This window comes from Corynebacterium sp. L4757 (genome assembly GCF_043673995.1).
In the GTDB taxonomy this organism is placed as follows: Bacteria; Actinomycetota; Actinomycetes; order Mycobacteriales; family Mycobacteriaceae; genus Corynebacterium.
On sequence record NZ_JBIMEN010000021.1, the window covers coordinates 1 to 26488 of the forward strand.

A 26488-nucleotide genomic window follows, 5' to 3' on the forward strand; every position below is an offset into this window, starting at 1 on the left:
TTATCTGTATTAATCACCCGCGGGAACCCGGCTGACGCGTTCGACCGCAGGGTCTTGGCCAGGAAACGCTTGGCCGCAGCCACATTCCGTTTTGGTGAGAGGTAAAAGTCCAGGGTCTGGCCACCGGCGGTGATCGCCCGATAGAGGTAGTACCACTTTCCCCCGACCCGGGTGTAGGTCTCATCCACCCGCCAGGAACTGGCCTGCCAGTCAGGTACCTGCCGGTACCACCGTGTTTGCTTGTCCAGCTCAGGGGCGTATTTCTGGACCCAGCGGTGAGAATCGTGGTGTGATCGACCGGCACGCCCCGCTGAAGTCATCATTTCCTCCAGATCGCGGTAGCTCACCACGTAGCGGCAGTACCACCGCACCGCCCACAGAATGGTGCTGTTGCAAAGTCGGGTGGAGGGGCCACGAACGCCCGAGTTTCATTTCTCCATGGTCTCTGCGACTCAGCGTTCTCAGGCCGTCTCGAAGACCCGGCTGACGATCGCCGCGTCCGGGTTCGGTTGCCCGTAAGCAAACATCGTCCCCTGACCTTTCCGCAAGGAGTGCATCGCTTCCATCCTCTTCAGCGTCCGATATGCAGATGTCCTGTTCTTAAATGCACCCTTCGGCCCCAGGATCCTTTTCAGCCGCCCATGATCTCCCTCGAGAACGTTGTTCAGGTATTTCACCTGACGGTGCTCCACTGTCGGTGGGCAGATGCCTTCTTCCTTGAGCTCGGAGATCGCCTTGGCCAGGGAGGGTGCCTTATCTGTATTAATCACCCGCGGGAACCCGGCTGACGCGTTCGACCGCAGGGTCTTGGCCAGGAAACGCTTGGCCGCAGCCACATTCCGTTTTGGTGAGAGGTAAAAGTCCAGGGTCTGGCCACCGGCGGTGATCGCCCGATAGAGGTAGTACCACTTTCCCCCGACCCGGGTGTAGGTCTCATCCACCCGCCAGGAACTGGCCTGCCAGTCAGGTACCTGCCGGTACCACCGTGTTTGCTTGTCCAGCTCAGGGGCGTATTTCTGGACCCAGCGGTAGATCGTGGTGTGATCGACCGGCACGCCCCGCTGAAGTCATCATTTCCTCCAGATCGCGGTAGCTCACCACGTAGCGGCAGTACCACCGCACCGCCCACAGAATGATGTCACGGGGGGAAATGACGACCGGAGAAGATACCCATGGCTGTGATTATTTCACGTCGCTTTTCCTACTGCCCCAACTTTGCAACAGCACCGCTATGACTCGGTCCCTGGCTGTCGATGCTTTCGCGGTGTGCTGTCGATACAGGTCGAGCCACTCCTCGTGGCGCGAATCGATATAGGTGCTGACGATCTCTGCCTTGGAGGAGAAGTTGTTGTAAAGACTCTTCTTCGCGACCCCGGCCTCGGACGTGATCGTGTCGATACCTGTCGCATGCACCCCGTCCGCGTAGAAACGTTTCGTCGCAGCATCGAGCAACCTCTCTCGCGCTGATCCTAGAGTCATGTCGCACCTCCTTGACGGGTAGTTAGCCCGGTCTACCTACCTGTCAACGGAGGGTAATACCATTGGCGAGATCGAGCAGATTTCCCTCACACATCCGCGTAACCTCCAAGGTCAATGCCCAAAAATTAAGGAGAAGTGGCCTTGAGCTTCAACGTTTACCTGTCCGGCGAGATCCACACCGACTGGCGAGAAGAGATCCAGCGCGGCGCGGAGGCCGCCGGGCTCGACGTCGTCTTCACCGCGCCGGTGACCGATCACCCTGCCAGCGACGCCGCCGGCGACCACCTGGGTGAGGCACCCGCGGGCTTTTGGCGCGATCACCAGTCCTCGAAGGTCAACTCCATCCGCACCCGCACCCTGATCGAGAAGGCCGACATGGTCGTCGTCCGCTTCGGGGATCAGTACAAGCAGTGGAACGCCGCCTTCGACGCGGGTTACTGTGCGGCACTGGACAAGCCTTATGCCACGCTGCATGGCGAGGACATCGTCCACCCGCTCAAGGAAGTCGACGCCGCCGCGCAGGCGGGGTGCATCACCACCGACCAGGTCGTCGAGATCCTGCGTTACGTGCTCGAAGCCTAAGAAGCACTCCTCAGCTGCGCTAGCCCTCTAAGCAGGCAGGCGCAGCGTTACGGCGAGCCCACCTTGAGCCCGCGGCCTGAGTTCCACCGAACCGCCGTGGGCTTTCGCAATTGCATCGACGATCGCCAGCCCCAGGCCTTGGCCGGCCCCCGCGGTCCGCTGCGCCCGTGCGAAGGGCTCCACCCACGTGCGGACCTCCGCCGCGTCCAGCTGCGGCCCACCTGACTCCACGGTGATCTCTGCGTTCCGACCCGCCTGTGCCACCGTCACGGACGGATCTTCGCCGTGGGTGAGCCCGTTGCACACCATGTTCTCCACCGCCTGACGCACCAGAGTGGGGGAGGCAGCCACCGTGAGCGCTTCCGCCGTCACCGGCACACCCTGCCCACAACCGATGTCACGGCACAGCGCGGCCAGATCCACCTCCTGGCGATCCCGGACGTCCACGTTCGCCAGCTGCAGCAGGGCAGCCACGGTATCGGCAGCGCGCGCGTTGACCTCGCGCACTCGTCCCAGCGTCTCCCGCAGTATCTGCTCATCACCGCTGGCCAGCGCCACATCAGCCATCGTCTGGATCGTCGCGATCGGAGTCTTCAGCTCGTGGGAGGCGTTCGACGCGAAGCGGCGTTGCCGCTCGAGGCCATCCGCCAGCTCGTCGAGCATTGCATTCAGCGCAGCTGCCAGCTCGCCCACCTCGTCATCAGGGCCCTGGTGGCTGATGCGGGCACTCAAATCACCCCGGGTGACGGTCGCGGCGTCGTCCGCAAAATCCCGAAGCGGCTTAATCACGAGCCCAGCCACGAACCAACCGATCACCCCAGCGACCGCGGTGAGCAATGCCAATACCGTCAGGGAAGCCACCAACACGCGGCGCAAAACCTCATCGGCGATCGGCACCGCACCGTCGATGACCAGCCCCTCATCCGGGGTTGGGATCTGCGCCATGAAAGGCACCGGCGTGAGCTTCAAATAGGCGTACACCAGCCCAATCAGTGCCAACCCCACGCCCAGGACGGTGCCCAAGAACACCACGGTGATCCGTGCCCGCAAACTCAACTTCATCGCGGCACCTCCGCCACGTAGTAACCGGCACCTGCCACGGTATGCACGATCCGCGGCTCGCCCAGCTTCTTGCGCAGATGGGAGACCGTCACGCGCGGGGAATTCGTGAAGGGATCAGCATTCTCGTCCCACGCCTCCGCGAGCAGATCCTCGGCGGAAAACACCCCACCGGCTGCCTCCATGAGGACCTCCAGCACGGCAAACTCCTTCGGGCTCAAGGGCACCGCCACTCCACCCCGGGTGACCTCACGGCGGAAGGTGTCCAGCCGCACGTCGCCACACCGGTAGACTTCGCCGCGTACCGGCAGGTTTCGCTTGGCCAGCGCATTAACCCGCGCGATGAGCTCCGGGACCTCGAAGGGCTTGGGCAGGTAATCATCCGCGCCGAGGTCGAACCCAGCCAGACGGTCGTCGAGCGCCCCCGAGGCGGTCAGCATGATCACCCTCGTCGCCGGGTGGGTATCGACCACCCAGCGGCAGATGTCGTCGCCGTGGATGCCCGGAAGGTCGCGGTCCAGGACGACGACGTCGGGCCGGATATCGTCGATCGACGAGCGCGCGGTGGCACCGTCGTAGACCGCAGTGGCCTGCATGTTTGCGCTGTTCAGCGCAGTGCAAATGGCGTCGGCGAGGTAGCTTTCGTCGTCGACGACGAGAACGCGGATTGTCATAACACCGATCGTAACGGAACGGGTGTTGTGCCCACGTTAACGTCCCCGCAACATCGGCCTGCGTACCGTCCCAGCTATGCAGAACCGAAACGTTGGTATCGACGTCGCGCGCGCCGTTGCGCTCGTCGGCATGATGGTCGCCCACCTGACCTACCTGGATGGCGTGGCTGTCCAGGTGTTCTACGGCTTCCCGGCCGCACTCTTCGCTTTCATTTCCGGGGTGTCGATGGGCTACATGCGGGCACGTCCTGCCCAGCTCATTGTGCGTGGACTATGCCTGATTGCCCTGCACTTCGCGCTCGCCCCGTTCACCGGGCAAGTGTTCGTGGTGCTCGGAACCATCGGACTCTGCATGGCGTTGCTCGCCTGGGCGCCGCGCTGGAGCTCGCCCGTACTCCTGTGGCTGGCCTGCGTGCTGGCCTTTGGATCGGCGGTGCTGGCGTCCACCGCGACGGTGCTTATTCCCGCCTTCTGGCCCTACTCGCCGTTGATGTGGGGAGCGCTGATGATCGCCGGGATGCTCTTCCGGCGGCATATGCTCAGCCCGAAACTGCTCTGGCTCGGCCTCGTTGTCGGCCTGGGGCTCTTCGCCGTGGATCTCGCGCTTCGCTGGTACACCATGCTGCCCGAGTTTTTCGACGTCGGCGGCCATACCGGTGGCTTGGGCGACATCACCGGAAGCATCGGGGCGTCGGTGGGCATCTGCTCGTTGTGCTGCCTGCTGCAGCGCTGGATCGGCTGGCTCGCACCACTGGGCCGTATGCCGCTCACGATCTACTGCATCCACGTGCTTACGGCGGATCGGCTGGCACCGGAATGGTTCGGCTTCTGGGTCAGTTTTGGCGGCGCCATACTCATCTCTTATGCGTGGCTCGCGGTGTGTGACCGTGGGCCGCTGGAAACTCTGCTTCGCCGCATCACTGCGGTGTTTGGAAAGGATAAAAATGAAGAAGTTCGCAGCTAGCGTGGCCGCCGGGGTGGTCGCAGCAGGAGCACTCGCTATCGCACCAGCCGGTGCCATGGAGAGCAAGACCTTCGCCGGGGACACCGAGGAGGCAAAGCCGGTCGTCTCCGTCCGCGTCGATGATTCTGACCCTGAAGAGGGCGTGTGCACCGGTACCGCCATCGACCGCCACTGGGTGATCACCGCCCGTCACTGCATCGACGCGGCCGCCAAGCCGGGCGGTTCGGTGCGCATCGGGCAGGGTGACGAGCAGCGGGTGTACAAGGTGGATCGTCACGAGGTTGCCCCACGCGGGGACATCGCCCTGCTCCACACTGAGCAGGAGATCAACCTGGAGACCTTCGCTGAGGTCGCGGATGAGGTTCCCACCGGGGACGTCAACATTTACGGCTGGTCTTCCGATGGCTCCGGTGGTTCCACTAAGCTACCGTCCGCCAAGGCGAAGGTTCGCGGTGACTCGCCGCTCGCGCTCTACGAGGCCCCGAAGGCCCTCGACGTTGCCCTGAAGGACGGCGCTCGCATCCAGCCGGGCGACTCCGGTGGTGCGATCTTTGCGGACGGCAAGGTCGCCGGCATCATGTCCGCTGGTCTCTTCGAGGACCCGGAGAACCCGACGGAGGAGGAGATGACCTCTAACGCCGCTGTCTCTGTGTCACCGGTGGCGGAGCAGGCCGACTGGATCCGCGGGACTATTGGCGGTGATGCGAAGGGCGGCGACAAGAAGGAAGACACCAGCGAGCCTGCAGCCGCGGCGTCCTCGGAGGACTCCGTGAACACGGCTCGCAACGTCGGCATCGGCGCGGGCGTCGTCGTTCTCGCCGCGGCGGGCGCCTGGCTGCTGCTGCTCCGCCGCGGGGCCTAATACCCGCCCCTGGTGCTGCCATTCCACCCGGACGGGCCTGCATGATCGCGCCTACAATTGAGTTGTAGCTGTTTCACCACGGAATACGGTTGGCTCAACCGAAGCCGACTAAGCCCAAAAATCTCAAGGACAAGGAGTAGTCATGGCAGAGACACGCGATAGGGCCCGAAGCCGTTCGTAGTCGATATCGAGAAGGAAACCCTCGATAACGAGACATTCCGCACCGCACTGTGGACCGGAGAACATTTCCAGGTCACCGTGATAAACATCCCGGTGGGCGGGGACGTCGGGCACGAGGTGCAAACCAAGGAGGACCAGTTCCTGCGCCTCCAGTCCGGCCGCGGCCGCGTCGAGAGGGGCCCTCCGAGGACGAGGTGACCTTCACTGAGGAGGTCTCCGCCGACTGGGCAGTCATCGTTCCGAAGGGGACCTGGCACAATATCATCAACATTGGTGATGCGCCGATGAAGCTCTACAGCATCTACGCCCCGCCGCACCACGCGCACGGCACCGTCCACCAGACTCAGGCGGACGACGTCGACTAAAAAGTTCGCTTCGCGACGAGGTAAAAGCGCCCAGCCGACCGGCTGGGCGCTTTTGTTGTCTTGTTATCGTTAATCTTCCCTTCCCGTCCTTCCCCTGGGGTCCGATGTGGGACCCATTGACAGGGCCAACCCCACTGAGAGGACTCCGTGAGCATCACTGACCCCGAAAGCCTCATCACCGTCAGCGCCACCGTGATCCGGGACCCGCATGGCCGGGTGCTGTGCGTGTGCAAGGAGGGCTCGCCCTACTTCCAGCTGCCCGGCGGCAAGCCGGAGGCCGGCGAGTCTAGCGCGCAGGCCGCCACGCGGGAGGCCACGAAGGAACTCGGTGTTCAAGCGTCGAGGTTAGAGACCGTGGCTGAGGTCGACTGGCCTCTGGTTGCTGCGGATGCTGAGGAAGCGATTAGCCGAGAGCACACAACCTGGCTCGCATCGCGAACAGGAAGGTCTGCTCTGCCACCACGACCGTAGGCAGCGCGGGACGAGAACTTCGGTTGCGTACTCCAGATGGTTTTTGCACCGGAACGTGGTGGAGTTTCGGTCTAACGTCTCATTTTCCTTCACGGATCGAGCCGATGGTTGGCAAGCTCCGGTCGCAATGCGTCGGGCCTCAGCTCGGCCGGGTGTCTCCTCCTTTGGGATCGAAGAGATCGTCGATCCTGCACTCGAACACGTCGGCCAGGCGGAACGCCAGTGGCAAGGACGGGTCAAACCGTGCGCGTTCGATGGAGATGACCGTTTGGCGGGCGACGCCAAGCTCGTCGGCGAGGCGCTGTTGTGACCAACCGCGATTCTGCCGGCGCTCGGGAGGTGAGTTCTCCACAATCAGCCCCGCTTCCTCGCCATGAGGTACCGCACGAAGGCGCTGAAGACGGCGACCCAGATCACTCCTCGAAACCGGCGGGTTCAGACCAGCCGTACACGCTCAAATGCGATGAGCCCGATAACGACGCGCATAGGCAAATCGGTCCCCCTGATCCAAGATGGTGCTGTTGCAAACAGGAATTCCAGATAGCTAACTATTTGTTAGTGTGCAGCGCAACGCTGGTACCGGATCCGCAGTTTTCGACGAAAACGCGAGTTTGCAACAGCACCATTTGCCGTCATTAATTCCTACAATGAACAGGAACTTGACCTCAACAGCGAAACCAGCATGCTGGGAAAGAGTCTCGGCCCTGCTGGTGTTCGGTGGTCGGAAGATGAAAACACCATAGTTGGTGATGAAGAAGGCGGTGAGTTGACCGTCTCCGTGGAACAAATCAATGAAGCAGTCGGTGACGCCGATGTGCTGTTTTACGGCACTGACCTAGCCCGCACCCCAACCGATACCTGGGAGAACTTGACCGAAGAAGACCTGTACAAGAACTTGAAGGCCGTACAGGATGAACAGGTCTATCCCATTGGCAAGATGACCGTCGCCGGCTACACAGATGCGATGTTCACCCTTGATGTGTTGGAAGAAGCACTACAAGACCTTCAGAATAAGTAGAACCGAAAGCCATGACTTCTTGGTTCTCAGAATCGATGATTTTGTTAGATCCAGTCTTGTTGCTACAGTTGAGGCCGTGCCATTGACAGGCAATTGTTGATGACAATCGGCGCGGGGTGGAGCAGCTCGGTAGCTCGCTGGGCTCATAACCCAGAGGTCGTAGGTTCGAATCCTGCCCCCGCTACCAACTTAAAACGATGTCCCTCATTCCATATTCGGAGTGGGGGACATCGTCATTCTCGCAGTACATTGGTTATCCAGCGTGCTGATCGCTACTTGGCACCACGGATTCGTGCAGAGATTTGGCGATAAGCCAGAATCCCGAAGAAGACTAGGCCGAAATATCCAATGGATGGGTACACAAAGCCAACTAGGTCAGCAAAAGGCAACTTCATACCGCCCACAAGCGCTACTGCCGTGAGCGCCAGGCAGACAATTGCGTAGGTCTTTCGGGATGTGATGGGGAACTGGTCTGCCACTGTCCACAGCATTGGTGCGGCCGTGGAATAGATACCCAGAATGGTAATTCCGGAGAATACGTATCCCAGCCATGGGGCAATGTTGATGCCCAACATAACCAGCGGTGTCGCGTGGTCATAAACAAGGGGAAGAGTGGCCAGCAACGCGAGTGCGCATAGTCCCATCACTCCGCCGTAGATTAGCCCAGTCAGGATGCTGGGGCGGACGGTGGCTTTGAGTGAGCAGTCCTCCCGTCCAAGGCTGGTGAGGAAAGGTACCGCAATAATCAAGATGGCTGTTGAATAAAGAATTGTTCCGATAAACCAGTTTTCACTGGCTTTGGTGGGCGGATATTGCTCGATATTCGTGGTGACATCGGCAAGAGCGGCGAAGTTTTCAATTACGACCCACAGGGCGACAACGCCGATAATGACAACAATGAGCGGCCCAATACGGCCGATGATTTCCACGAGGTTGCGAAACCCGAACATGAGAGTAATGGCAACGACTACGGCCATTCCTGTTGCGCCGACCCACGTGGGGAGATTGAAAACATCCCCCAGCAAGGCACCGGCACCAGCGAACATCGTCACCGCAATCATAAAGACGAAAACCGGGACGCAAGCCCGAAGCACCGAACCAATAGCGGGCCCACAAATATCAACGAAGGGATCAGTGTTGTCATCGCGATGGATGCGACCCCATTCTGTTAGTGATGAGAGCAGCCATGAAAATAGCAACAGAACAATGATGATCGCTGCCATGCCCCACCACCCGTGCGCCGTGAAGTACTGAAGGCTTTCTTGACCTGTGGCAATTCCTGCGCCAATCAGGAAAGAACACTGTGCGCCAGTGAAGAGCAGAATGCTCTTGATTCTGCCAGTGGGCGATGAAGCAGCGGCATCGACTTTCGCTGTTTCAGTTAGGACCGGAGAGGCTAGGGGCATGTATAAATCCTTTGCTTTGATTCCGTTGCTTCGACCAGTCGATGGGACAGAGGTATGAACCCAAATACGTCTTTGTGACTTGAAGCAAATCAGTACAAACAATGGTTGTAGATCACTGAATAAAAGTCATTGGCAAAGTGTTGAAGCTATTTTTGACAAATGTCGCAATGCGAATGAGGGGTATGGGCCTTAGAGGGCTAAAGAAGACGGCTCGGCCACAGGGGAGCGGAAGCGTCCGAATCTTTGGTTTTGCTGTGAACGAAGGTCACGATCGGGGGTGAATGAACGTGAATTACATGGTTGTGACTTATTTCAAAGAGTGTGTAGTGACCAGCGAATTTGAGAAATTTCTTGGGGATTTAGCAGGTGACATTTCGGGGGAGAGGTCACGGGAGTGTAACGCTCAGGAAATTTAGGCGACGTGGGGAGTTTTCTCGTGACATGATGGGAGAGCTTGCGTGGTGTGATGCCGCGCTAGAAAACAAATGTGTGAGACGTGGAAATGAGGCAATAAGCTTATGCGCTGTATGCCGCACCTAAAAAGGGTCTTAGTGGGCTCGGCCTTTGCGGGTGCATTTTTTATTGGAGCCCCAGCTGCAGGAGCGGCTAATGCCGACGCTGCTGAACTACCTAACCCAGTCGTTGATTCGGCCGGATTTGTCGACCATGTGCGCGGTGAACTGTCATCTTTTGGCATTGAGACACCTGAGGTGGATTCCCAGGTGACTGATTCTGTTGATGACGCGCTCAATCAGGTTGTTCCGGAGGAACTACCGGCGGTGCCAGAGGTGCCACAGGTTGAAACCCCTGCGGTCCCAGAGCCAGCGGTGCCGGATGTAGAAACTGCAGTCGAGGATTTCGCGACCGAGGTCTACAACCAGGCAGAACCATTGACTAACCCGGATCCGATTGGTCTGCAGGAAGCGACCCAGCCGGAATTTAAACCAGTGTTGGTGGATCCGAACTACGTGTGGCGCAATGACATGTTCTCCAAGGTTGCGGCAGGCAAGCCTTTTGAAGAATTCGTGCTGCACCGCGCACCAGGTTCCTACTTCGATGCACCGCAGGTGCCAGAAGAATCCAACCAGGCAATGACCAATGGCAAGTCCTTGTATGGTCCGGGCACACCGATCTACATCAATGATCAGACCATGTGCACATTGACCATGGCAGGTACTGATGCCGAACAGCGCAAGGTCGGCGTGACCGCCGGTCACTGCGCCAACGTTGGTGATTCTGTGGCTTCCGCTGACTCCTGGCAGGTCGGACCAACTGGCACCGTGGTATCCAAGAATGAAGACTTGGATTACGCGGTCATTGAGTTGGGCTCCGATGCCGAGGTCACCAACTCCTACAACGGCGTTACTGCGCACGGAGTGGGCGGCGATGTAAAGCCAGGTGATGTTGTCTGCAAGCGCGGTGTCGCAACCGGTACCACTTGCGGCATGACGTTTATGAGTGGAAACAACATCCAGCTCAACCAGGTCTGCGCTACTGTCGGTGACTCAGGCGCCCCAGTCTTCCGTAATGGCAAGATTGTTGGTTCTATCTCCGGCGGCTACCAGCCAGGTAATGTCGGTGTTTCTTGCGTGACCCCACTGCAGGGCGCGCTGCACGTTCCAACCGTGGCATCAGATGCTGATGCTATTGTCGCGGATATGAATCGCCGCGGCGGAGTAGGTGCTGGTTTCCAGCTCGCCTAGACCACACAAAAATTACCCCGTAGGTCAGTTCAGTTTAGAACGGCTACGGGGTAATTTTTATTGATTTACTTATTGAGCTTGCCCAAAACCTTGTCATGGAGCAGACCATTGGTGGCTACGGCGGAACCACCGGCAGGACCAACGTTGCCGTCGGTATCGGTAAATGCTCCGCCGGCTTCCGTTACTAGAAGGGAAGGGGCAGCCAGATCCCACAAGGACACCTCAGGCTCGGTGGCTATGTCTACCGCGCCTTCAGCGACCAGGCAGTAATTCCAGAAATCGCCGTAGCCACGCAAGCGCCATGTGGATTCAGTCAGGTTGAGGAAGTTATTGAGCAAGTTGCGCTCAGACCAGCCCTCCAATGAAGAAAACGCCAAAGATGCATCATGCAGACGTGATACTTCAGATACCTTCAGCTGCTTGGGCTCACCGCACCAGACGCGGAATGCACCGGCGCCTTTGGAGGCGTACCAGCGGCGGCGCAGCGCTGGGGCGGAGACGACAGAAACTACAGGTTCGCCATCCTCCAGCAAAGATATCAGTGTGGCCCATACCGGCACGCCGCGAACGTAGTTTTTGGTGCCATCAATTGGATCGATAACCCACTGGCGGCCCTTGGTGACAGCGTCGCCGCCGAATTCTTCACCCAGCACTTCATCCTGTGGGCGGGCCTTCTGTAGTTCAGCGCGCAGCTTCTTCTCGCATGCCAGATCGGCATCAGAAACTGGGGTCATGTCCGGCTTGGACTTGACCGAAAGGTCGGAGGCCTCAAAGCGGTGCATGGTCACAACATCAGCGTGACCGGCAAGTTCTAGTGCTAATCCGAGGTCTTCTTTGTACTTACCCACGAAGCATGTTCTCCATTTCAGAAACTACCTGCTGATTTCCAGCAAGACACCATTCAACTCCACCGGCTTCAACTTTGGAAGTCGCACCCCCGGCAGCGTGTACTAATGCCTGGCCAGGCAGCCAATCCCAGTCTGGAACCGAGTGCTGAATCCATGCCCCCATGGAGCCATCAGCAACGGTAGAAAGATCTACCGAACCCGCACCAAGCATGCGTACCGATGCAAAGTTTTGCGCCACCGACTGCCACGCACCGCGCACGGCGTCATCGGTTAAGAATTTTGGATGCAGGTAGGTGGCTAGGCACAGCTGGGATGCGGGGGCATCGGCAAGCTTTGCTACTTCCTTGCCATCGCGGGAAGTGGCGAAATCACGGCCACCAAACCAGGTATAACCCATCGCAGGACGGTGAACGGCGCCCAGGACGGTGCCTGATTCATCGGCAAGCGCTAGTGCTGAGCACCAATAATCAGAGCCATTGGTGAAGTTATACGTGCCATCGACTGGATCAATGACCCAGGTACGGCCGGACGTGGACTTACGCTGCGCGCCTTCCTCACCGATGATGCCGTCATCCGCGCGGATAGCCTCTAGTACGCCGGCGACGAAATTCTCGGCGGCACGGTCTGCTTCAGTGACCACATCGGACACGCTGGTCTTTTGCTCCGTGGTCAGACCTTGCTCGCGCATGCGCCAGGCCAAGCGGCCGGCGTTATACACCAAGGCCTGCGCCAAATGGGCGTCTGTGTCATCAACGTGGGCGACAATAAAAGTCTTGGTGATGGCTGCGAGCATCTCTTCCATCGTGGGCTGCGCTGGTTCAGTCATGGCAACCATTGTTGTCGCTTTTTCAGGTGATTGCGAATCGAAATTGACCTGCGCGGTAGACTCTCAACCTATGCGACCAGATATTTCTGCAGCGATTGATGATCTTTCTGCGACCCTGACCACGATTGAAAAGGTCATGGATCCACGCGCTTTGGATGAAAGGGCACGTGAGCTCGAAGCGCAGGCCGGCGATCCTTCGTTGTGGGATAACCCGGACCACGCGCAACAAGTTACCTCGGAGCTCTCTGCTACCCAGGCGAAGCTGCGCAAGCTGACCACGCTGCGCGGCCGCCTGGATGATTTGCCGGTGATGTATGAATTGGCCGAAGAAGAAGGCGATGACTCTTTAGTTGATGATGAACTGGCATCTCTGCGTGAGGCCATCGAAGCATTGGAAGTTACCACCATGCTTTCTGGCGAATATGACCAGCGTGAAGCAGTCATCAACATCCGTTCCGGTGCTGGTGGCGTGGATGCGGCTGACTGGGCAGAAATGCTCATGCGCATGTACACTCGCTGGGCTGAGAAGAATGGTCACAAGGTGGATGTCTATGACGTCTCTTATGCTGAAGAAGCCGGCATCAAGTCCGCCACCTTCGTGGTGCACGGCGATTATATGTACGGCACCTTATCGGTGGAGCAAGGGGCGCACCGACTAGTGCGATTGTCACCTTTTGATAATCAGAACCGCCGCCAGACCTCCTTTGCTGAGGTCGAGGTCCTGCCCGTGGTGGAGCAAACCGACTCCATTGATGTGCCGGATTCTGAAGTCCGCGTGGATGTGTACCGTTCCTCCGGCCCTGGTGGCCAGTCCGTGAACACCACGGACTCGGCGGTGCGATTGACACATATCCCCACGGGAATCGTGGTGACCTGTCAGAATGAGAAGTCGCAGATTCAGAACAAGGCCTCTGCCATGCGGGTGCTGCAAGCCAAGCTTTTGGAGCGCAAGCGCCAAGAAGAGCGCGCTGAGATGGACGCCCTCGGTGCCGGAGGCAATGCTTCTTGGGGTAACCAGATGCGCTCTTATGTCCTGCACCCGTACCAGATGGTCAAAGACCTGCGTACCAACCATGAGGTGGGTGACCCATCCAAGGTGCTGGATGGTGAGATTGATGATTTCCTCGAAGCCGGCATCCGCTGGCGTATGGCCGAGCAGAACTCGGAGGCCTAAGTCCTCATATTCTGCGGTGCAGAGGTGTCTGCACCGCCTGTTAGTTCGGTGATTTCTTCCTGTTAATTCTGAAACGGAAGTTTCCGAAAGTTGTTCATGTTGCTAGTGTGATCTACGTGATCACCTTTGAGAATGTAACCAAGGTTTATGCAACATCCACAAGGCCGGCACTCAATGATGTTTCCTTTAACATTGATGCCGGTGAATTCGTGTTTCTCATCGGGCCTTCAGGCTCTGGTAAATCTACGTTCTTGCAGCTGATGGTGCGCGATACCAACGTGACGTCTGGCGATATCCACTTTGACCAATTCCACGTTAACCAGCTCAAAGGTAAGGAAATCAATAAACTGCGCCAATCCATTGGCTACGTTTTTCAGGATTTCCGCCTGCTGCCGAAACTCGATGTGTATTCGAACGTGGCTTTTGCGCTGGAAGTGATTGGCAAGAAGAAGAGCCGAATCGAAAAGCAAGTGCCTGAGGTGCTGGAAATGGTGGGTCTGGGCTCGAAGGCACATCGCATGCCAGCTGAGCTTTCCGGTGGTGAGCAGCAGCGCGTGGCCATCGCGCGTGCTTTTGTGAACCGTCCGAAGCTTCTGCTTGCCGATGAGCCCACCGGCAACCTCGATCCCGGCACTGCTGAAGAGATTATGACCTTGCTGAATAAGATCAATAGGCACGGCACAACCGTGGTGATGTCGACGCATAACTCACGTGCGGTTAATGAGGCACGTCAGCGCGTTATCGAGCTCAGCAACGGCAACCTAGTGCGCGATGAGTTTAATGCCGAGTACGGAGAGGCGAACTAAGATGCAGCTCAAACTTGTTTTTCGTGAGGCATTCAAAGGTCTGGCACGTAACCTCACCATGACTATCGCTCTGATCATCACTACTGCCATTTCTGTGGCTCTGGTGGTTGCGGGTGTGTTGGTGACCAACATGGCTCGCGATACCCAAGATATCTATCTTGAGCGCGTGGAAGTCATGATCCAGCTGGATGAGGAAATTTCGAACTCGGATCCGGACTGTACTTCTGAGGCTTGTTTGGAAGTAAAAGAGACTTTGGAAGCTGATTCCGGCGTGGGATCGGTTAATTACCGCTCCCGCGAGGACTCTTATGAACGCTTCGTAGAAGTATTCCAGGAAACCGACCCGGTACTGGTGGAAGAGACCTCCCCGGATGCACTGCCGGCGGCATTGCATGTGCGCCTGGTGAACCCAACTGATACCGCTCCGATTGATGCTGTGCGCGATATGCCGCAGGTGGACACCGTCGTGGACCAGGTTGAGGAAGTGCGTTCTGCAACAGACAACCTGAACTCCATTAGAAATGCGACCTTCTTGCTCGCATTCGTGCAAGCCATTGCTGCCATCTTCCTGATTGCGAACATGGTGCAGATCGCTGCCTTTAACCGCTCGACGGAAATCGGCATCATGCGCATGGTGGGTGCTTCGCGCTGGATTACCCAGGCGCCTTTCGTGCTGGAAGCCGTTGTGGCTTCCTTCATCGGCGTGCTGCTGGCCGGCGCGGGTGTTTTCGCCGCGAAGTCCACCATCGTAGACTCCGCACTGGAATCGCTCTATCAATCCCAGCTGCTCGCACCGATCAGTACTGGCGATATTTGGGTCGCGTGGCCATTGGTGGGTCTCACTGCGATGCTCGGCGCCGGTGCTACAGCTTCTGTCACGTTGCGCGCCTACGTACGTAAATAGCTAGCGCGCATACCAACCTAAGTTAGGCCTGCGCGCTTTCTTGAACCGCAGGCCTTTGAGCAGGTAGAGTTATCTGCTATGGCTAAAAAGGGCAAGAAGAAAAAGAACGCGGTGGGCGCTGACGGTACACAAACGTTGGCCACCAACCGTCGTGCCCGCCATGACTATAAGATTCTCGAGGAATTCGAGTGTGGCATTGTCTTGCTGGGCACGGAAATTAAGTCATTACGTGAAGGCAAGATCTCTTTAACTGATGCTTTCGCAACCGTTGATAACGGTGAGATTTTCCTGCGCAATCTGCACATTCCGGAATACTCCATGGGCTCATGGACTAATCATTCGCCCAAACGCACCCGGAAGTTATTGCTGCACCGTCGTGAAATCGACAAAATCATGGGCCAAGTCCGTGATGGCAATAAGACGCTGATTCCGCTCAAGGTTTATCTCCGCAACGGCTACGCCAAGCTGGAATTAGGTCTTGCCCAAGGTAAGCAGGATTACGATAAGCGCGAGGACATTAAGCGCCGCGACCAAGACCGCGACATTACGCGCGAGCTTGGCCGCCGCATCAAAGGAATCAACGCCTAAATCTCTCACGCGCTTACATACCCCGCCCAGTTGCAGTTTGCAGCTGGGCGGCACGCTTGTGGGAATGAAACGTGGTGATGTAGTGTTGTGAGAACTGTAGGAAGATGCACATCCCGCCTACATCAATGGGGTTGATTTGGTTTCGACTTCGCTCATTGAGCCAGGGGAAGCGTGCCGGTGCAGGCTAGAGACCACCGTTAAGCGTCGTAGCAACCAATAAGCGCAGAGAAGAACTCTCAGCGTGACTACGCCCTCGCTGCCTAATTACAGCGACGCGTGTCTGTCAGCCTAGGTTATGTTCCTGACCTAGAACCTGGCATCGACTAGGGAACTTGCCGTCTGGTTGGGTCGACAGGACCAGATGGGACTTCTACTGGCGACTGGGCTCATCATCCGGAGCGTGTTCGTCCGAGCCGGAGAGCCGAGCAGAGATCCCGCGCGAACTGCGCACGGAGAAGCCCTGGCAAGATGACGGAGGACCCGGGTTCAAGTCCCGGCAACTCCACAACAAAGCCCCAGCTCAACATCGTTTGAGCTGGGGCTTTCTCTAGTTTTGTTCACTTGAACTGCGGGCTAAGTAAAGAAAAGAGTGTCTCGTGGCATGTCTAGCGAAAATACTGGCATCTGCCTTATAACTGTGAGTATTGCCCGGTAGTTGACGTTTACGCTGGAAAGATAGAGTTCACGAAAAACTTGTCTCTAGTCGCGCTCACCTTTAGTGGTAGGGCGGTTTTTGTGATTTACGTAGGTTAATGTTGACTAAATGCCGAACGGTGGGGCGTACTTGACGATTCCAGTTGGTAGCGGCTGGCTAGGGTCGAGGCTTAGTGCCATGAGTGCATCGTCAGGAACATCAATACTCAAACGAATGCCGTGCATTGAAGCGCGCTCGAAACCAAATCTTGGGTAATAGTCGGGGTGTCCCAAGACGACGACGAACGTCTCCTCTTTCTCCTTCGCGGCTTTCAGCGCAAAGTTGATAGCTGCGGTCCCCGCCCCTTTATTTTGGTACTCGGGAAGTACCGCGCATGGTGCGAGACATAAGGCTGGTACGTTGCCAATGTGGCAGCGGGTTAATAGGGCGTGGCCGACAATAGTTCCCGATTCGGTGGTGGAAACGATGGACAAGCCATCGAGCCATGCGGGATCGGTGCGTAGTGCGTCGACTAGGTTTGCTTCATCGTCGCCAGGGAACGCAGCACGATTGATGTCTCGAATCGTGGGAGCATCTTCTGGTCGCTCAGCGCGTGTGATCCAGGAAGTTCGAAGCGTCATGCGGCTGATGCTACAGGCGTTGCTTTGCTCGCAGCTAATTAATGACCTTGCCGGGTAGTGTCTGCCTGCATACATGGCTCAATCCCCACCGAGGGTTCAGAGCTCGGGATTGAGCCAGTGCCGCTGGGGCAGCGGCATAACAATCCTGTGGCATGCTTAGATGCCCGGCAATCGGCGGAGTGCACACAGTGTTGGGCACAAGTGCTCCGGGATGAATTTTGCTTGTGAGTTGTCGGCTTGGCTCTTCCGAGGAGATTTGTAGTACCTGTCCTTAGCCAGTCTCTCGAATGCTCTCGAATTTTCAGAAAAACCTGGTCAACCGATTATTTCGTCTTACCTAGCCAGCTCCGCTTTTGGCATTAACCCTGGTTGTTATTGACCGGGGTTGTATATCCGCGCTGGTCCTCAACGTCTATTTTCCCACTGCTCCTAGACCTGAAGCTTGCGCTTGTATTCGTGGGACCTCCACAGGGGGCTACGCGGGGTAGGGGTTGGGCGTATTATCGCGAGCATCGTTCCATTCCAATGGAGAAGGAAAGGATTGTGCTCATGATTAAGACGGTCAAGGTTCATGACTTTGTCTCTGGCAAGGACACCGCTCCGGGCAAGAAAGTCCTGGTGGATAGGTTGTGGCCGCGCGGGGTGAAAAAGGAAGACCTGCCGGGGCATTGGCTGAAAGATGTGGCGCCGTCACCGGAGTTGCGGAAGTGGTTTGACCATGATGAGAAGAAATTCTCTGAATTCGCCGAGCGTTATCAATCCGAGCTGGCGGAATCGGAAGCGGCGGGGAATGAAGATGTGGCGGAGCTTGTGCAGATGGTTGATGACGGCGATGTGTCATTGATGTTTGCGGCGAAAGACCGCGAGATTAACCATGCGGTTGTGCTCAAAGAATGGCTGGAAGCGCGGTAGCTAGCCCTGTTTATTGCTGCTGCTGAATGCTGCTGTGTGGGGAGCGGTAGGCATCGCAGGCTCCTATTGTGGTCGGGGTGGGGATGAAAATGCGGGTCGAGGGGTGAATAAATAGGGGGAGAGGGCTTTTGCAAAGAAATCTTTGCTGGTTTCGCTAAAACCCACTGTTGCGGCCTATTTTCCTGGGTGAATTAGGGGAGCTTAAGGGGGTGGGGATTCATAACAATTTCATAGCGTGACTCACCAAGCGGTTGCAGTGTGTTCTAAACCTCATTAGCTTGGCTGCATACGTTGTCACTAAAAGGAGATGACGCAAACTGGCTTGAAGGAGAACGCCATGGCCGATGGTAAAAGGCATGAGCTCCATGACGATCTGCAGGATTCAGGAACCACCAGGGGAGTCGGGGAGGGGTCGTCTGCTGAGAACACGTCAGCAGTAGCGACAGAAGAATATGACAACACATCCACCGGAAACAAGTGGGTGGATAAATTCCTCAACGGCATTGAGTATGTGGGCAATAAATTGCCCGAGCCGTTTACTATCTTCCTGTTCCTCTTCCTGTTAACGGGTGTGCTGTCCACCATTTTTGCGTGGATGGATATCACCTTCCAGGTGCCAGGTAGTGATGAAACCCAAAGAGTTCACGGCCTATTCACCGGCGAAGGTTTGGCGTGGTTTACCACCACCATGGGTGAAAACTACATCGGATTCCCGCCGCTGGTGACGGTTCTACCGATACTTTTGGGCGTTGGCATCGCGGAGCGCTCCGGCATGCTGTCTGCGTTGATTCGAAAGCTTTTTGGCTCTGCACGCAAGGGTATCCTGCCATACGCAGTCGGTGTTATCGGCGTGACCGGTTCCATCCTTGCGGATGCGGCATTCGTGGTCATCCCGCCATTGGCTGCGATGGTCTTTAAGGCCGCAGGACGTCATCCGGTTGCAGGTTTGCTGGGTGGTTTCGCGGCTGTTGGTGCAGGTTATTCGACCGCACTATTCCCAACCTCCTTGGATGCACTATTTGCGGGTATCACCACTGCGGTGATGCAGACCCTGCCGGACTTCGAATTCCAGGCAGTCAACGCGGTTTCCAATTACTTCTTTAATATTGCATCCTCCATAGTGTTGGGTCTTTTGGCCGGCTACATCATCGATAAGGTCTTGGAACCACGTATGTGGAAGCAAGACGTGCCAACTGAAGAAGATATCGACCCGGAAGAAGCCAAGGAGCGCGGTGACCGTGATGCCAAGGGCAATGAGCTCTCCGCAGAGCTGTCCGCTGATGAGGCACGCGGCTTGAAGTGGTCGCTGATCGTAACCGCCATCTTGACCGTGGTGATTGTGGTCGCTGTGATGGTTCCGAACTCACCTTGGCGCAATGAAGAAGGCGGATTCCTTCCAGATTCGCCATTGCTTGGCTCCATCGTCTTCATCATGTTTGCCTACTTCATCGTGATGGGATTGGTCTACGGCTACATAGTGAAGACCGTGACCGGCATGAAAGACGTCGTTAAAATGATGGGCCAGTCATTGAACTCCATGATGGGCTTCTTGGTTCTGGCGTTCATCTTGGGACAATTCGTGGCCCTCTTCTCCTGGACCGGCATTGGTACTTACACCGCGGTCCAAGGCGCAGCTTTTTTGGAGAGCATCGGCCTCACTGGCTTCGCCGCAATCCTTGCATTCTGTGTTCTGGCATCACTACTCAACCTGCTAATTATTTCTGGTTCTTCCATGTGGACTTTGATGGCAGCAGTATTCGTGCCAATGTTCGCATTGCTTGGTTATGAGCCAGCATTCATCCAGGCAGCATTCCGCGTGGGTGACTCTGCAACACAGATTATTACGCCACTGAACCCCTACTTGATTGTGATGCTGGGGCTCTTGCAGCGTTATGAACCACGCGCGGGTATCGGCACTTTGATGTCGCGTCTGATTCCATTCGTGATTCCATTCTGGGTCGCATGGGCAGTGCTGCTTGGTATCTGGTTCTATGCAGATATCCCGCTCGGTCCAGGAAATGGCATTATGATCGAGGGCTAATATGTGCACCGATAATGTAGCCCCGCAAACGCCATCAACTGCCTTTTTAGATTCCACCTCAGCGCTCATTGAAGCGCGGGTGGCTGCCGCCCACCAGGCTCAGGGTGAGCAAGAAATCCAGCTCGATGCCTACCCGCAGCAAACTCACGTCTGGGCTGCAGTGGAAGCCGCAGTGGCGGAGATTGATCAAGACCTTGATTTCATCGTGCATGACCTTCATGCTCACCCAGAGTTGGCTTTTGAAGAAGTCCGCTCCCAACGGGTGCTGACGGAAGTCCTGGAAAAATACGGGCATGATGTTGAGTTGGGCCCCTATGGCGTCAGCACCTGTTTTGAATCCTCGGTGCAAACCCCTGGCTTTGATCCGGCGGTGCACCCAAGCATCGTGATTATGGCTGAGTATGACGCTCTGCCAGAGATCGGCCATGCCTGCGGGCATAACGTGATTGCCGCATCCGGAGTAGGGGCATACCTTGCTGCAGCAAAGGCTCTCACGTCACCGGCATCACAGGGGATTGAGGGGCGAGTCGTACTGCAAGGCACCCCGGCTGAGGAAGGCCATACCGGCAAGGAATACATGATTCGCGGTGGAAGCCTCAAGGGCATTGATGCGGCTGTCATGATTCACGGTTTCGGTTATGACATCGCCTCGCACGCGTGGGTGGGTAGGCGCTCAGCCACCGTCCGTTTCCACGGCATTGCCGCGCACGCTAGCTCTCAGCCATTTATGGGCAAAAATGCGTTGGATGCAGCATCTTTGGCATACCAGGGCCTAGGGCTTTTCCGTCAGCAAATGCCGCCGGGCGATAGGTTGCACGCGATTATCACCGAAGGCGGGCACCGCCCATCCATCATTCCGGCTGAAGCCACGGTGGAACTTTATGTCCGCTCACTGGGCGTAGATACGCTGATGGACATTTCCCAGCGTGTCAATGAGATTATCCAGGGCGCTGCGCTGATGGCTGGGGTGGGATATGAGATCCATTGGGACCCGCACCCGATGTCGCTGCCGGTGCGCAATAATGAGATCATGGCGGCACGGTGGGCAGCTACGCAGGCTCGGCGGGGGAGAGTGGCGTTACCAGCAGGAACGGTGCCTGACACGCTGGCGGCGTCGACTGATTTCGGCAATGTTTCTCAGCAGATCCCGGGAATCCACCCGATGGTGAAGGTTTCACCCTCAGATGTCGCCCTGCACACCGAGGACTTCGCGCGGTGGGCAAATTCGCCTGAAGCAGTGAGTGCGGCAACGGACTCTGCGGTGGGATTGGCACAGGTGACGCTAGATTTGCTTGCCGATGCCACCCTGTTGGCCGCCGCCAAGGAAGAGTTCAACCTAGCGGGTGGGTTTGTGAGCGTGGAAAACCTTATGCAGCAGTAGCATTTAAATAATGAGTGTTGTGTCACATATCTGAAAAGTGTTGTCCGGGTCATTGTTCGGCGTATCGACTTTGTCACCTGCATTTATTCACCTGTCGTCCGGGCTTGTCCTGGTGGCAGGGTGCAACTTAAGGCGGGTGAAGGTACCCCCGTTGATTGTCCAAGGTCTTGTAACTAATCCTTACCTCAGTTAGGTTAGCCTTGTCAGAGCTTAGGGGGAGTTGGGTATTCCCTATGAACTTCCTTAGCAATTCTGGATTGAAATAATCACCGAGAAAGGTTCACCTACAACCATGAAGATCCGTCACGCCCTCGTGGCTTCCGTTGCCGCCGCATCCCTAGTGTTGGCATCCTGCTCCAACTCTGAAACTGATTCCACTGATGCTGCCGCAGAAAACACTGCTTCCGACTCTGCTGCATCTGAGGAGTCTACTGATGAAGCGGCTGCCGGCGAAGGTGAATTGGTTGTTGAAGACAACTTCGGTGAGAAGACTGTTTCTCTTCCAGTAGAAAACCCAGTGGTTACCGATAACCGCGCATTCGAGCTGCTCGCAGAGTGGGACGTCGAGCTGGCTGCAGCTCCAATCGGTCTGATTCCAGATTCCCTGTCTGAAACCTACAATGAAGACACCATTGAGTATGACTTGGGTAGCCACCGTGAGCCAGACCTGGAAGCTGTTGTTGCTGCACAGCCAGACCTGATCTGGAACGGTCAGCGTTTCTCCCAGCACGGTGAGGATCTGGAGGAGCTTGCTCCAGACGCAACCCTGGTTGACTTCACCCCACGTGATGGCGAGCCTTTGGATGCAGAGCTGATTCGCCTGACCGAGTCCCTCGGTGAGATCTTCGGCCACGAAGATGAGGCACAGGCTCACATTGATGAGTTCAACGAGGCTCTGGAGCGTGCGAAAGAAGCATACGATCCAGAAAAGACCGTCATGGCTGTTAACACCTCCGGTGGCGAGATCAACTACATTGCACCTTCTGTCGGTCGTACCTGGGGTCCACTATTTGATCTGATTGGCTTCACCCCATCCCTAGAGGTTGAAGACGGTTCCTCCAACCATGAGGGCGATGACATCTCCGTTGAGGCAATCGCAGAGTCCAACCCAGACTTCATCATGGTTCTCGACCGCGATGCAGCTGTTTCTTCCGATGAACCTGATTACTCTCCAGCTTCCGACCTGATTGCTGAGAACCCAGCGCTGCAGAACGTCACCGCGGTTCAGGAAGACAACCTAGTATTTGCTCCGACCGACACCTACACTAACGAGAACATCGTTACCTACACCGAGATTCTTAACCTCATCGCTGACGCTTTCGAGGCACAGAGCTAAGACAAATTGATATGCAACGGACGAGATTCGTTGTGAATCGCTAAGCGATGATAACCGGTTGACCTTGGTCGATACACTCACCAAGGCCTCAACCGGTTTTCGGTTTGAAAGAGTAAATCATTATGGAAAATCCCTCGAGCTCAGTTGCAGTGGGAAAATCTGAGCCTCGGCGTTCCCGCGGAAAGCTGTGGGACTGGAAGCTGTCATTAGCAACTCTCGGCGTTATCGTTCTGCTGTTTATCTCCCTTTCTGTGGGTGAGTACAGCATTTTGAGCAATGACTTTGGCTGGGAAATGTTCGGCATTACGCGCATTCCCCGCACTATCGCGCTCATTTTAGCTGGTGCAGCAATGGCGATTTGTGGCTTGGTCATGCAGCTTTTGACCCAGAACCGATTCGTTGAGCCAACCACCACGGGTACGACTGAGTGGGCAGGCCTGGGCCTATTGACCTGCTTGATTCTCTTCCCGCAGTCATCTGTGCTGGTGAAGATGATCGTGGCCGTGGTCTTCTCATTCATCGGCACAATGATCTTCTTTATGTTCTTGCGCCGCGTGACCTTGCGTTCTTCGATGGTCGTCCCGATCGTCGGCATTATGCTCGGCGCTGTTGTCAGCGCTGTGTCTTCATTCATTGCTCTGGCCAATGATGCACTGCAGCAGCTCGGCATCTGGTTCATGGGTTCTTTCACGTCCGTTTATTCCGGACAGTATGAAGTGCTGTGGGTCGTCCTGCTAGTTGTTATCGCAGTCTTTTTCTTCGCCGACAAGCTCACCGCAGCTGGTCTGGGTGAGGACATCGCCACGAACATTGGTTTGAACTACAACCAGGTTCTGTTGTTGGGTACCGCCCTGGTGTCCATCGCAACTGGTGTCGTCACCGTGGTCGTTGGCTCATTGCCATTCCTTGGCCTCATAGTTCCGAATATTGTCAGCATGATCCGCGGCGATGATCTGCGCTCGAACCTGCCATGGGTCCTGCTTCTGGGCATCGCTATTGTCACAGTCTGTGATCTCATTGGACGTACCATCATTTCGCCCTTTGAAATGCCAGTATCTGTCATTCTGGGCATCATCGGCGCAGTCGTGTTCGTTGGACTGATTGTGAGGTCGACTCGTGGTAAATAAGACTCAAACCGAAGGCCACACAAAGGGCAAGAAGAAAGCGCGCCACGTTGGTGCATTCCAATCAGCGAAGGCCGCGCGCAAGTTCTGGATCATGATCGCGGTCATGGGTTCGCTGTCGGTCCTTTTCACATTTGGACTTCTCGCGTATGACAATCCGATGGAATTTGGCACAAAAGAATTTTGGCTGATTGCCAATCGCCGCATGGACGGCGTTATCGCGATGGCAGTGGTGGCCGTCTGCCAGGCAGTAGCGACGGTCGCTTTCCATACGGTGACCAATAACCGCATCCTGACCCCATCGATCATGGGCTTTGAATCGCTCTACCGCGTGATTCACACCTCGACTATCTTCTTCTTCGGCGCAGTTGGCCTCAATAACGCCCGCACGGTGGAGATGTTCGTTGTCCAGCTTGTGCTCATGGTCCTGCTTTCCTTGTTGCTGTACTCATGGCTGTTGACGGGACGTACGCAGAATATGCACGCGATGCTGCTGGTCGGCATCATCATCGGTGGCGGCTTGGGTTCCATCTCAACGTTCATGCAGCGCATGTTGACAACAAGTGAGTTCGACATCTTGACCGCTCGACTCTTTGGCTCGGTCACCAATGCTGATACTGAATACTTCCCAATTGCGATTCCGCTGGTGATTGTCGCAACCACATTGCTGTACATGAATTCACGTCGACTCAACGTTTTGTCACTGGGCCGTGATGCGTCCATCAGTTTGGGCGTGAATCACAAGCTGAACGCAATTTATACCTTGGTGTTGGTATCTATCTTGATGGCAACGACCACCGCGCTGGTTGGTCCGATGACCTTCCTGGGATTCTTAGTGGCAACGCTGGCTTACCAGTTTGCAGATACCTATGACCACCGTTTCCTGTTCCCAATGGCTGCTTTGACCGGCTTCACCGTACTAACCGGTGCGTACTTCATCATGCGTCACGTGTTTTATGCGCAGGGCGTGGTGACTATCATTATTGAACTAGTAGGCGGTTCTGTCTTCCTCTACGTCATCCTAAGAAAGGGTCGACTGTGATTACTCTGACTGACGTCAAAAAGGCGTATTCCACGGAAACCGAAATCGGACCAGTCAACCTGGAAATCCCATCTGGTGGCATCACTGCGCTGGTGGGGCCTAATGGCGCGGGTAAGTCCACGCTGTTGACCATGATTGGTCGCCTCCTCGGTATGGATGCAGGCAGTATCAAAGTTGCTGAGTACGATATCTCAACTTCTAAGTCCAAAGACCTGGCGAAGATCGTCTCTGTCCTGCGCCAGGAAAACCACTTCATCACTAAGTTGACCGTGCGTCAGCTGGTCGGTTTTGGTCGTTTCCCTTATTCCAATGGCCGACTCACCGAGGAAGACGAAGAGATCATCACCAAGTACATTGACTTCCTGCACCTCGGTGCGCTGGAAGACCGCTACTTGGATCAACTCTCCGGTGGCCAGCGCCAACGCGCATATGTTGCCATGGTTCTGTGCCAGGAGACTGACTATGTATTGCTCGATGAGCCTCTGAATAACTTGGACATCTCCCACTCTGTGGACATGATGCGTCACCTCAAAGATGCCGCTGAGCAGCTGGGCCGAACCATAATCGTGGTTTTGCACGATATTAACTACGCGGCCCGCTATGCAGAGTACATCTGCGCGGTTAAAGATGGACAGATCGTCGCTTTTGGATCTCCCGAAGAAATCATGCGTGAGGAAGTTCTTTCTCCAATCTTCAATACCCAGATTCAAGTCATCGAAGGACCTAATGGTCTTCTTGCTTGCTACCACTAAATAGAAGATTCCTTGACGAGCCATCTGCGGCAGCTTTAGCCGCAGATGGCTCGTTGTCTTTTCTCTACCGATAGGGAAAGGAGACACCTGCACTGTTGGCAACTGCTTCAGCAATGCACCGTCATAAACATTCACGATCCGAAATTCGTCCCCAAACGGTGGAATGTGATCGCCAGCGCGATGACCTCGCAAAAGACTAATCATGAAAACTATTGATGACCTGGCGATTTGTCTTGTGTCAAGAACTCAACTAACTTAATGGATGTCGCCGAGAGGTTGCCACAAGGTAAACGCGAAGCGAAACAATAAAGAATTTAAGAGCAAGGATTTGACAAGGTCGAATCCCAAGCGTAAATTCAAACAAGCCGCTCAAGAGCGGGGCAAGAGATAAAATTGCTCCAATCTAGTGTGCGATTGTTGTCTGAGAACTCAATAGTGTGCCAATGTACTTTTTTATTTTTGTCTGTGTTGTATGGATGAGGATGATGTTGGACTGGATGGCCTTTCGGGGTTGTTTGGTTGTTGGTGTGTGCCGGATGTCGGGGGTTGTTAGATACTCGGCATTGAAAATATTGTAATTATTTTTAACGGTGCATATTGTTTATCAACATTGTTTAAGTTCTGTATTTAATACGGATTTATTTTTTTAAACGTGAAACTGGCTTTAGCCTGTTTCACGTGTTGATTTCTTTATGTAGTAATTTTTGGTCAGCTTC

General features: G+C 56.0%; 27 protein-coding genes, 1 tRNA gene, 1 other RNA gene and 1 pseudogene. 20 read left to right on the plus strand and 10 right to left on the minus strand.

All coding sequences use genetic code 11. From position 1 onward, the window contains the following. The 3 genes and pseudogenes from ACG98I_RS13465 to ACG98I_RS13475 all read right to left on the minus strand — a co-directional run. Window positions 1–371, minus strand: a 371-nt coding sequence (locus tag ACG98I_RS13465) for an IS6 family transposase (protein ID WP_394732582.1), incomplete at its 3' end; no start/stop codon positions are given. Between the two features lie 90 nt (window positions 372–461). Then, window positions 462–1174, minus strand: a pseudogene (locus tag ACG98I_RS13470) (IS6 family transposase). A gap of 8 nt (window positions 1175–1182) precedes the next feature. Then, a complete protein-coding gene (locus ACG98I_RS13475; RefSeq protein ID WP_394721094.1) occupies window positions 1183–1479 on the minus strand; it encodes a TetR/AcrR family transcriptional regulator in 297 nt (98 codons plus the stop codon). Window positions 1480–1620: 141 nt separating this feature from the next. Here ACG98I_RS13475 and ACG98I_RS13480 point away from each other — a divergent pair, with 141 nt between their 5' ends. Next, complete coding sequence (locus ACG98I_RS13480) at window positions 1621–2061, plus strand: YtoQ family protein (protein WP_394721093.1); 441 nt, start codon at window positions 1621–1623, stop codon at window positions 2059–2061. Between the two features lie 27 nt (window positions 2062–2088). On the opposite strand, the gene ACG98I_RS13485 is transcribed toward ACG98I_RS13480, so the two are convergent. Together ACG98I_RS13485 and ACG98I_RS13490 are read right to left on the minus strand one after the other, a co-directional pair. Beyond that, window positions 2089–3123, minus strand: coding sequence for an ATP-binding protein (locus ACG98I_RS13485; protein WP_394721092.1), 1035 nt, complete (start codon window positions 3121–3123; stop codon window positions 2089–2091). Then, window positions 3120–3788 (minus strand): response regulator transcription factor, encoded by a 669-nt coding sequence (locus ACG98I_RS13490; protein ID WP_394721095.1) that lies wholly within the window; start codon window positions 3786–3788, stop codon window positions 3120–3122. The genes ACG98I_RS13485 and ACG98I_RS13490 overlap by 4 nt, the downstream gene beginning before the upstream one ends. Window positions 3789–3870: 82 nt before the next feature. Between ACG98I_RS13490 and ACG98I_RS13495 the strand changes: the two genes are divergently transcribed. The 4 genes from ACG98I_RS13495 (at window position 3871) to ACG98I_RS13510 (ending at window position 6636) form a co-directional block, all read left to right on the plus strand. Then, the gene (locus ACG98I_RS13495; RefSeq protein ID WP_394721091.1) at window positions 3871–4758 is read left to right on the plus strand and encodes a DUF418 domain-containing protein; all 888 of its coding nucleotides are present in this window, start codon (window positions 3871–3873) and stop codon (window positions 4756–4758) included. Then, the gene (locus ACG98I_RS13500; protein WP_394721090.1) at window positions 4724–5620 is read left to right on the plus strand and encodes a trypsin-like serine protease; all 897 of its coding nucleotides are present in this window, start codon (window positions 4724–4726) and stop codon (window positions 5618–5620) included. Before ACG98I_RS13495 ends, ACG98I_RS13500 begins: the two co-directional genes overlap by 35 nt. 374 nt (window positions 5621–5994) lie before the next feature. Then, on the plus strand, window positions 5995–6165 hold the full coding sequence (locus tag ACG98I_RS13505) for a cupin domain-containing protein (RefSeq protein ID WP_394721089.1): 171 nt from the start codon (window positions 5995–5997) through the stop codon (window positions 6163–6165). 192 nt (window positions 6166–6357) lie between these two features. Further along, entirely contained in the window at window positions 6358–6636 is a 279-nt protein-coding gene (locus ACG98I_RS13510; RefSeq protein ID WP_394732584.1) for an NUDIX domain-containing protein, read from the plus strand. 139 nt (window positions 6637–6775) lie between these two features. Here ACG98I_RS13510 and ACG98I_RS13515 read toward each other — a convergent pair whose 3' ends face one another. After that, window positions 6776–6988 carry a helix-turn-helix transcriptional regulator gene (locus ACG98I_RS13515; RefSeq protein WP_394721087.1) on the minus strand — a complete coding sequence of 71 codons (213 nt, stop codon included), beginning with the start codon at window positions 6986–6988 and terminating at the stop codon, window positions 6776–6778. Window positions 6989–7318: 330 nt separating this feature from the next. On the opposite strand from ACG98I_RS13515, the gene ACG98I_RS13520 reads away from it, so the two are divergent. Together ACG98I_RS13520 and ACG98I_RS13525 are read left to right on the plus strand one after the other, a co-directional pair. Further along, complete coding sequence (locus ACG98I_RS13520; protein WP_394721086.1) at window positions 7319–7654, plus strand: hypothetical protein; 336 nt, start codon at window positions 7319–7321, stop codon at window positions 7652–7654. A 110-nt stretch (window positions 7655–7764) separates the two neighbouring features. After that, a tRNA-Met gene (locus tag ACG98I_RS13525) sits at window positions 7765–7841 on the plus strand. 85 nt (window positions 7842–7926) lie between these two features. Here ACG98I_RS13525 and ACG98I_RS13530 read toward each other — a convergent pair. Then, window positions 7927–9060, minus strand: a complete 1134-nt coding sequence (locus tag ACG98I_RS13530; protein WP_394721085.1) for a hypothetical protein — start codon at window positions 9058–9060, stop codon at window positions 7927–7929. A gap of 518 nt (window positions 9061–9578) precedes the next feature. Here ACG98I_RS13530 and ACG98I_RS13535 point away from each other — a divergent pair. Then, the gene (locus ACG98I_RS13535; RefSeq protein WP_394721084.1) at window positions 9579–10763 is read left to right on the plus strand and encodes a S1 family peptidase; all 1185 of its coding nucleotides are present in this window, start codon (window positions 9579–9581) and stop codon (window positions 10761–10763) included. Window positions 10764–10828: 65 nt separating this feature from the next. Here ACG98I_RS13535 and hisN read toward each other — a convergent pair whose 3' ends face one another. Further along, window positions 10829–11611 (minus strand): histidinol-phosphatase, encoded by a 783-nt coding sequence (hisN, locus tag ACG98I_RS13540; RefSeq protein ID WP_394721083.1) that lies wholly within the window; start codon window positions 11609–11611, stop codon window positions 10829–10831. Continuing rightward, window positions 11604–12437, minus strand: coding sequence for an inositol monophosphatase family protein (locus tag ACG98I_RS13545; RefSeq protein WP_394721082.1), 834 nt, complete (start codon window positions 12435–12437; stop codon window positions 11604–11606). Before ACG98I_RS13545 ends, hisN begins: the two co-directional genes overlap by 8 nt. Window positions 12438–12507: 70 nt before the next feature. On the opposite strand from ACG98I_RS13545, the gene prfB reads away from it, so the two are divergent. The 5 genes from prfB to ssrA all read left to right on the plus strand — a co-directional run bounded on the left by prfB (window position 12508) and on the right by ssrA (window position 16417). Then, the gene (gene prfB / locus ACG98I_RS13550; protein ID WP_394721081.1) at window positions 12508–13611 is read left to right on the plus strand and encodes a peptide chain release factor 2; all 1104 of its coding nucleotides are present in this window, start codon (window positions 12508–12510) and stop codon (window positions 13609–13611) included. 116 nt (window positions 13612–13727) lie between these two features. Further along, window positions 13728–14417 (plus strand): cell division ATP-binding protein FtsE, encoded by a 690-nt coding sequence (ftsE, locus tag ACG98I_RS13555; RefSeq protein WP_394721080.1) that lies wholly within the window; start codon window positions 13728–13730, stop codon window positions 14415–14417. 1 nt (window position 14418) lies between these two features. Then, a complete protein-coding gene (gene ftsX / locus ACG98I_RS13560; protein ID WP_394721079.1) occupies window positions 14419–15321 on the plus strand; it encodes a permease-like cell division protein FtsX in 903 nt (300 codons plus the stop codon). A gap of 78 nt (window positions 15322–15399) precedes the next feature. Then, window positions 15400–15909 (plus strand): SsrA-binding protein SmpB, encoded by a 510-nt coding sequence (gene smpB / locus ACG98I_RS13565; protein WP_394721078.1) that lies wholly within the window; start codon window positions 15400–15402, stop codon window positions 15907–15909. 127 nt (window positions 15910–16036) lie between these two features. Continuing rightward, window positions 16037–16417: a transfer-messenger RNA gene (gene ssrA, locus ACG98I_RS13570) on the plus strand. 251 nt (window positions 16418–16668) lie between these two features. Here the strand turns inward: ssrA and ACG98I_RS13575 are convergent. Beyond that, complete coding sequence (locus ACG98I_RS13575) at window positions 16669–17184, minus strand: GNAT family N-acetyltransferase (protein WP_394721077.1); 516 nt, start codon at window positions 17182–17184, stop codon at window positions 16669–16671. Between the two features lie 549 nt (window positions 17185–17733). Between ACG98I_RS13575 and ACG98I_RS13580 the strand changes: the two genes are divergently transcribed. From ACG98I_RS13580 to ACG98I_RS13610, 7 genes are all read left to right on the plus strand, one after another. Continuing rightward, complete coding sequence (locus ACG98I_RS13580; protein WP_394721076.1) at window positions 17734–18096, plus strand: DUF488 domain-containing protein; 363 nt, start codon at window positions 17734–17736, stop codon at window positions 18094–18096. A 337-nt stretch (window positions 18097–18433) separates the two neighbouring features. Continuing rightward, on the plus strand, window positions 18434–20137 hold the full coding sequence (locus ACG98I_RS13585) for an AbgT family transporter (RefSeq protein ID WP_394721075.1): 1704 nt from the start codon (window positions 18434–18436) through the stop codon (window positions 20135–20137). 1 nt (window position 20138) lies between these two features. Then, complete coding sequence (locus ACG98I_RS13590; protein WP_394721074.1) at window positions 20139–21518, plus strand: M20 family metallopeptidase; 1380 nt, start codon at window positions 20139–20141, stop codon at window positions 21516–21518. A 292-nt stretch (window positions 21519–21810) separates the two neighbouring features. After that, entirely contained in the window at window positions 21811–22854 is a 1044-nt protein-coding gene (locus ACG98I_RS13595; protein ID WP_394721073.1) for a siderophore ABC transporter substrate-binding protein, read from the plus strand. 122 nt (window positions 22855–22976) lie between these two features. Then, entirely contained in the window at window positions 22977–23981 is a 1005-nt protein-coding gene (locus ACG98I_RS13600; RefSeq protein WP_394721072.1) for an ABC transporter permease, read from the plus strand. Further along, window positions 23971–25020, plus strand: a complete 1050-nt coding sequence (locus tag ACG98I_RS13605) for an iron chelate uptake ABC transporter family permease subunit (protein ID WP_394721071.1) — start codon at window positions 23971–23973, stop codon at window positions 25018–25020. The genes ACG98I_RS13600 and ACG98I_RS13605 overlap by 11 nt, the downstream gene beginning before the upstream one ends. Next, window positions 25017–25772, plus strand: coding sequence for an ABC transporter ATP-binding protein (locus ACG98I_RS13610; protein ID WP_394721070.1), 756 nt, complete (start codon window positions 25017–25019; stop codon window positions 25770–25772). Before ACG98I_RS13605 ends, ACG98I_RS13610 begins: the two co-directional genes overlap by 4 nt. Window positions 25773–26488: the final 716 nt, after the last annotated feature.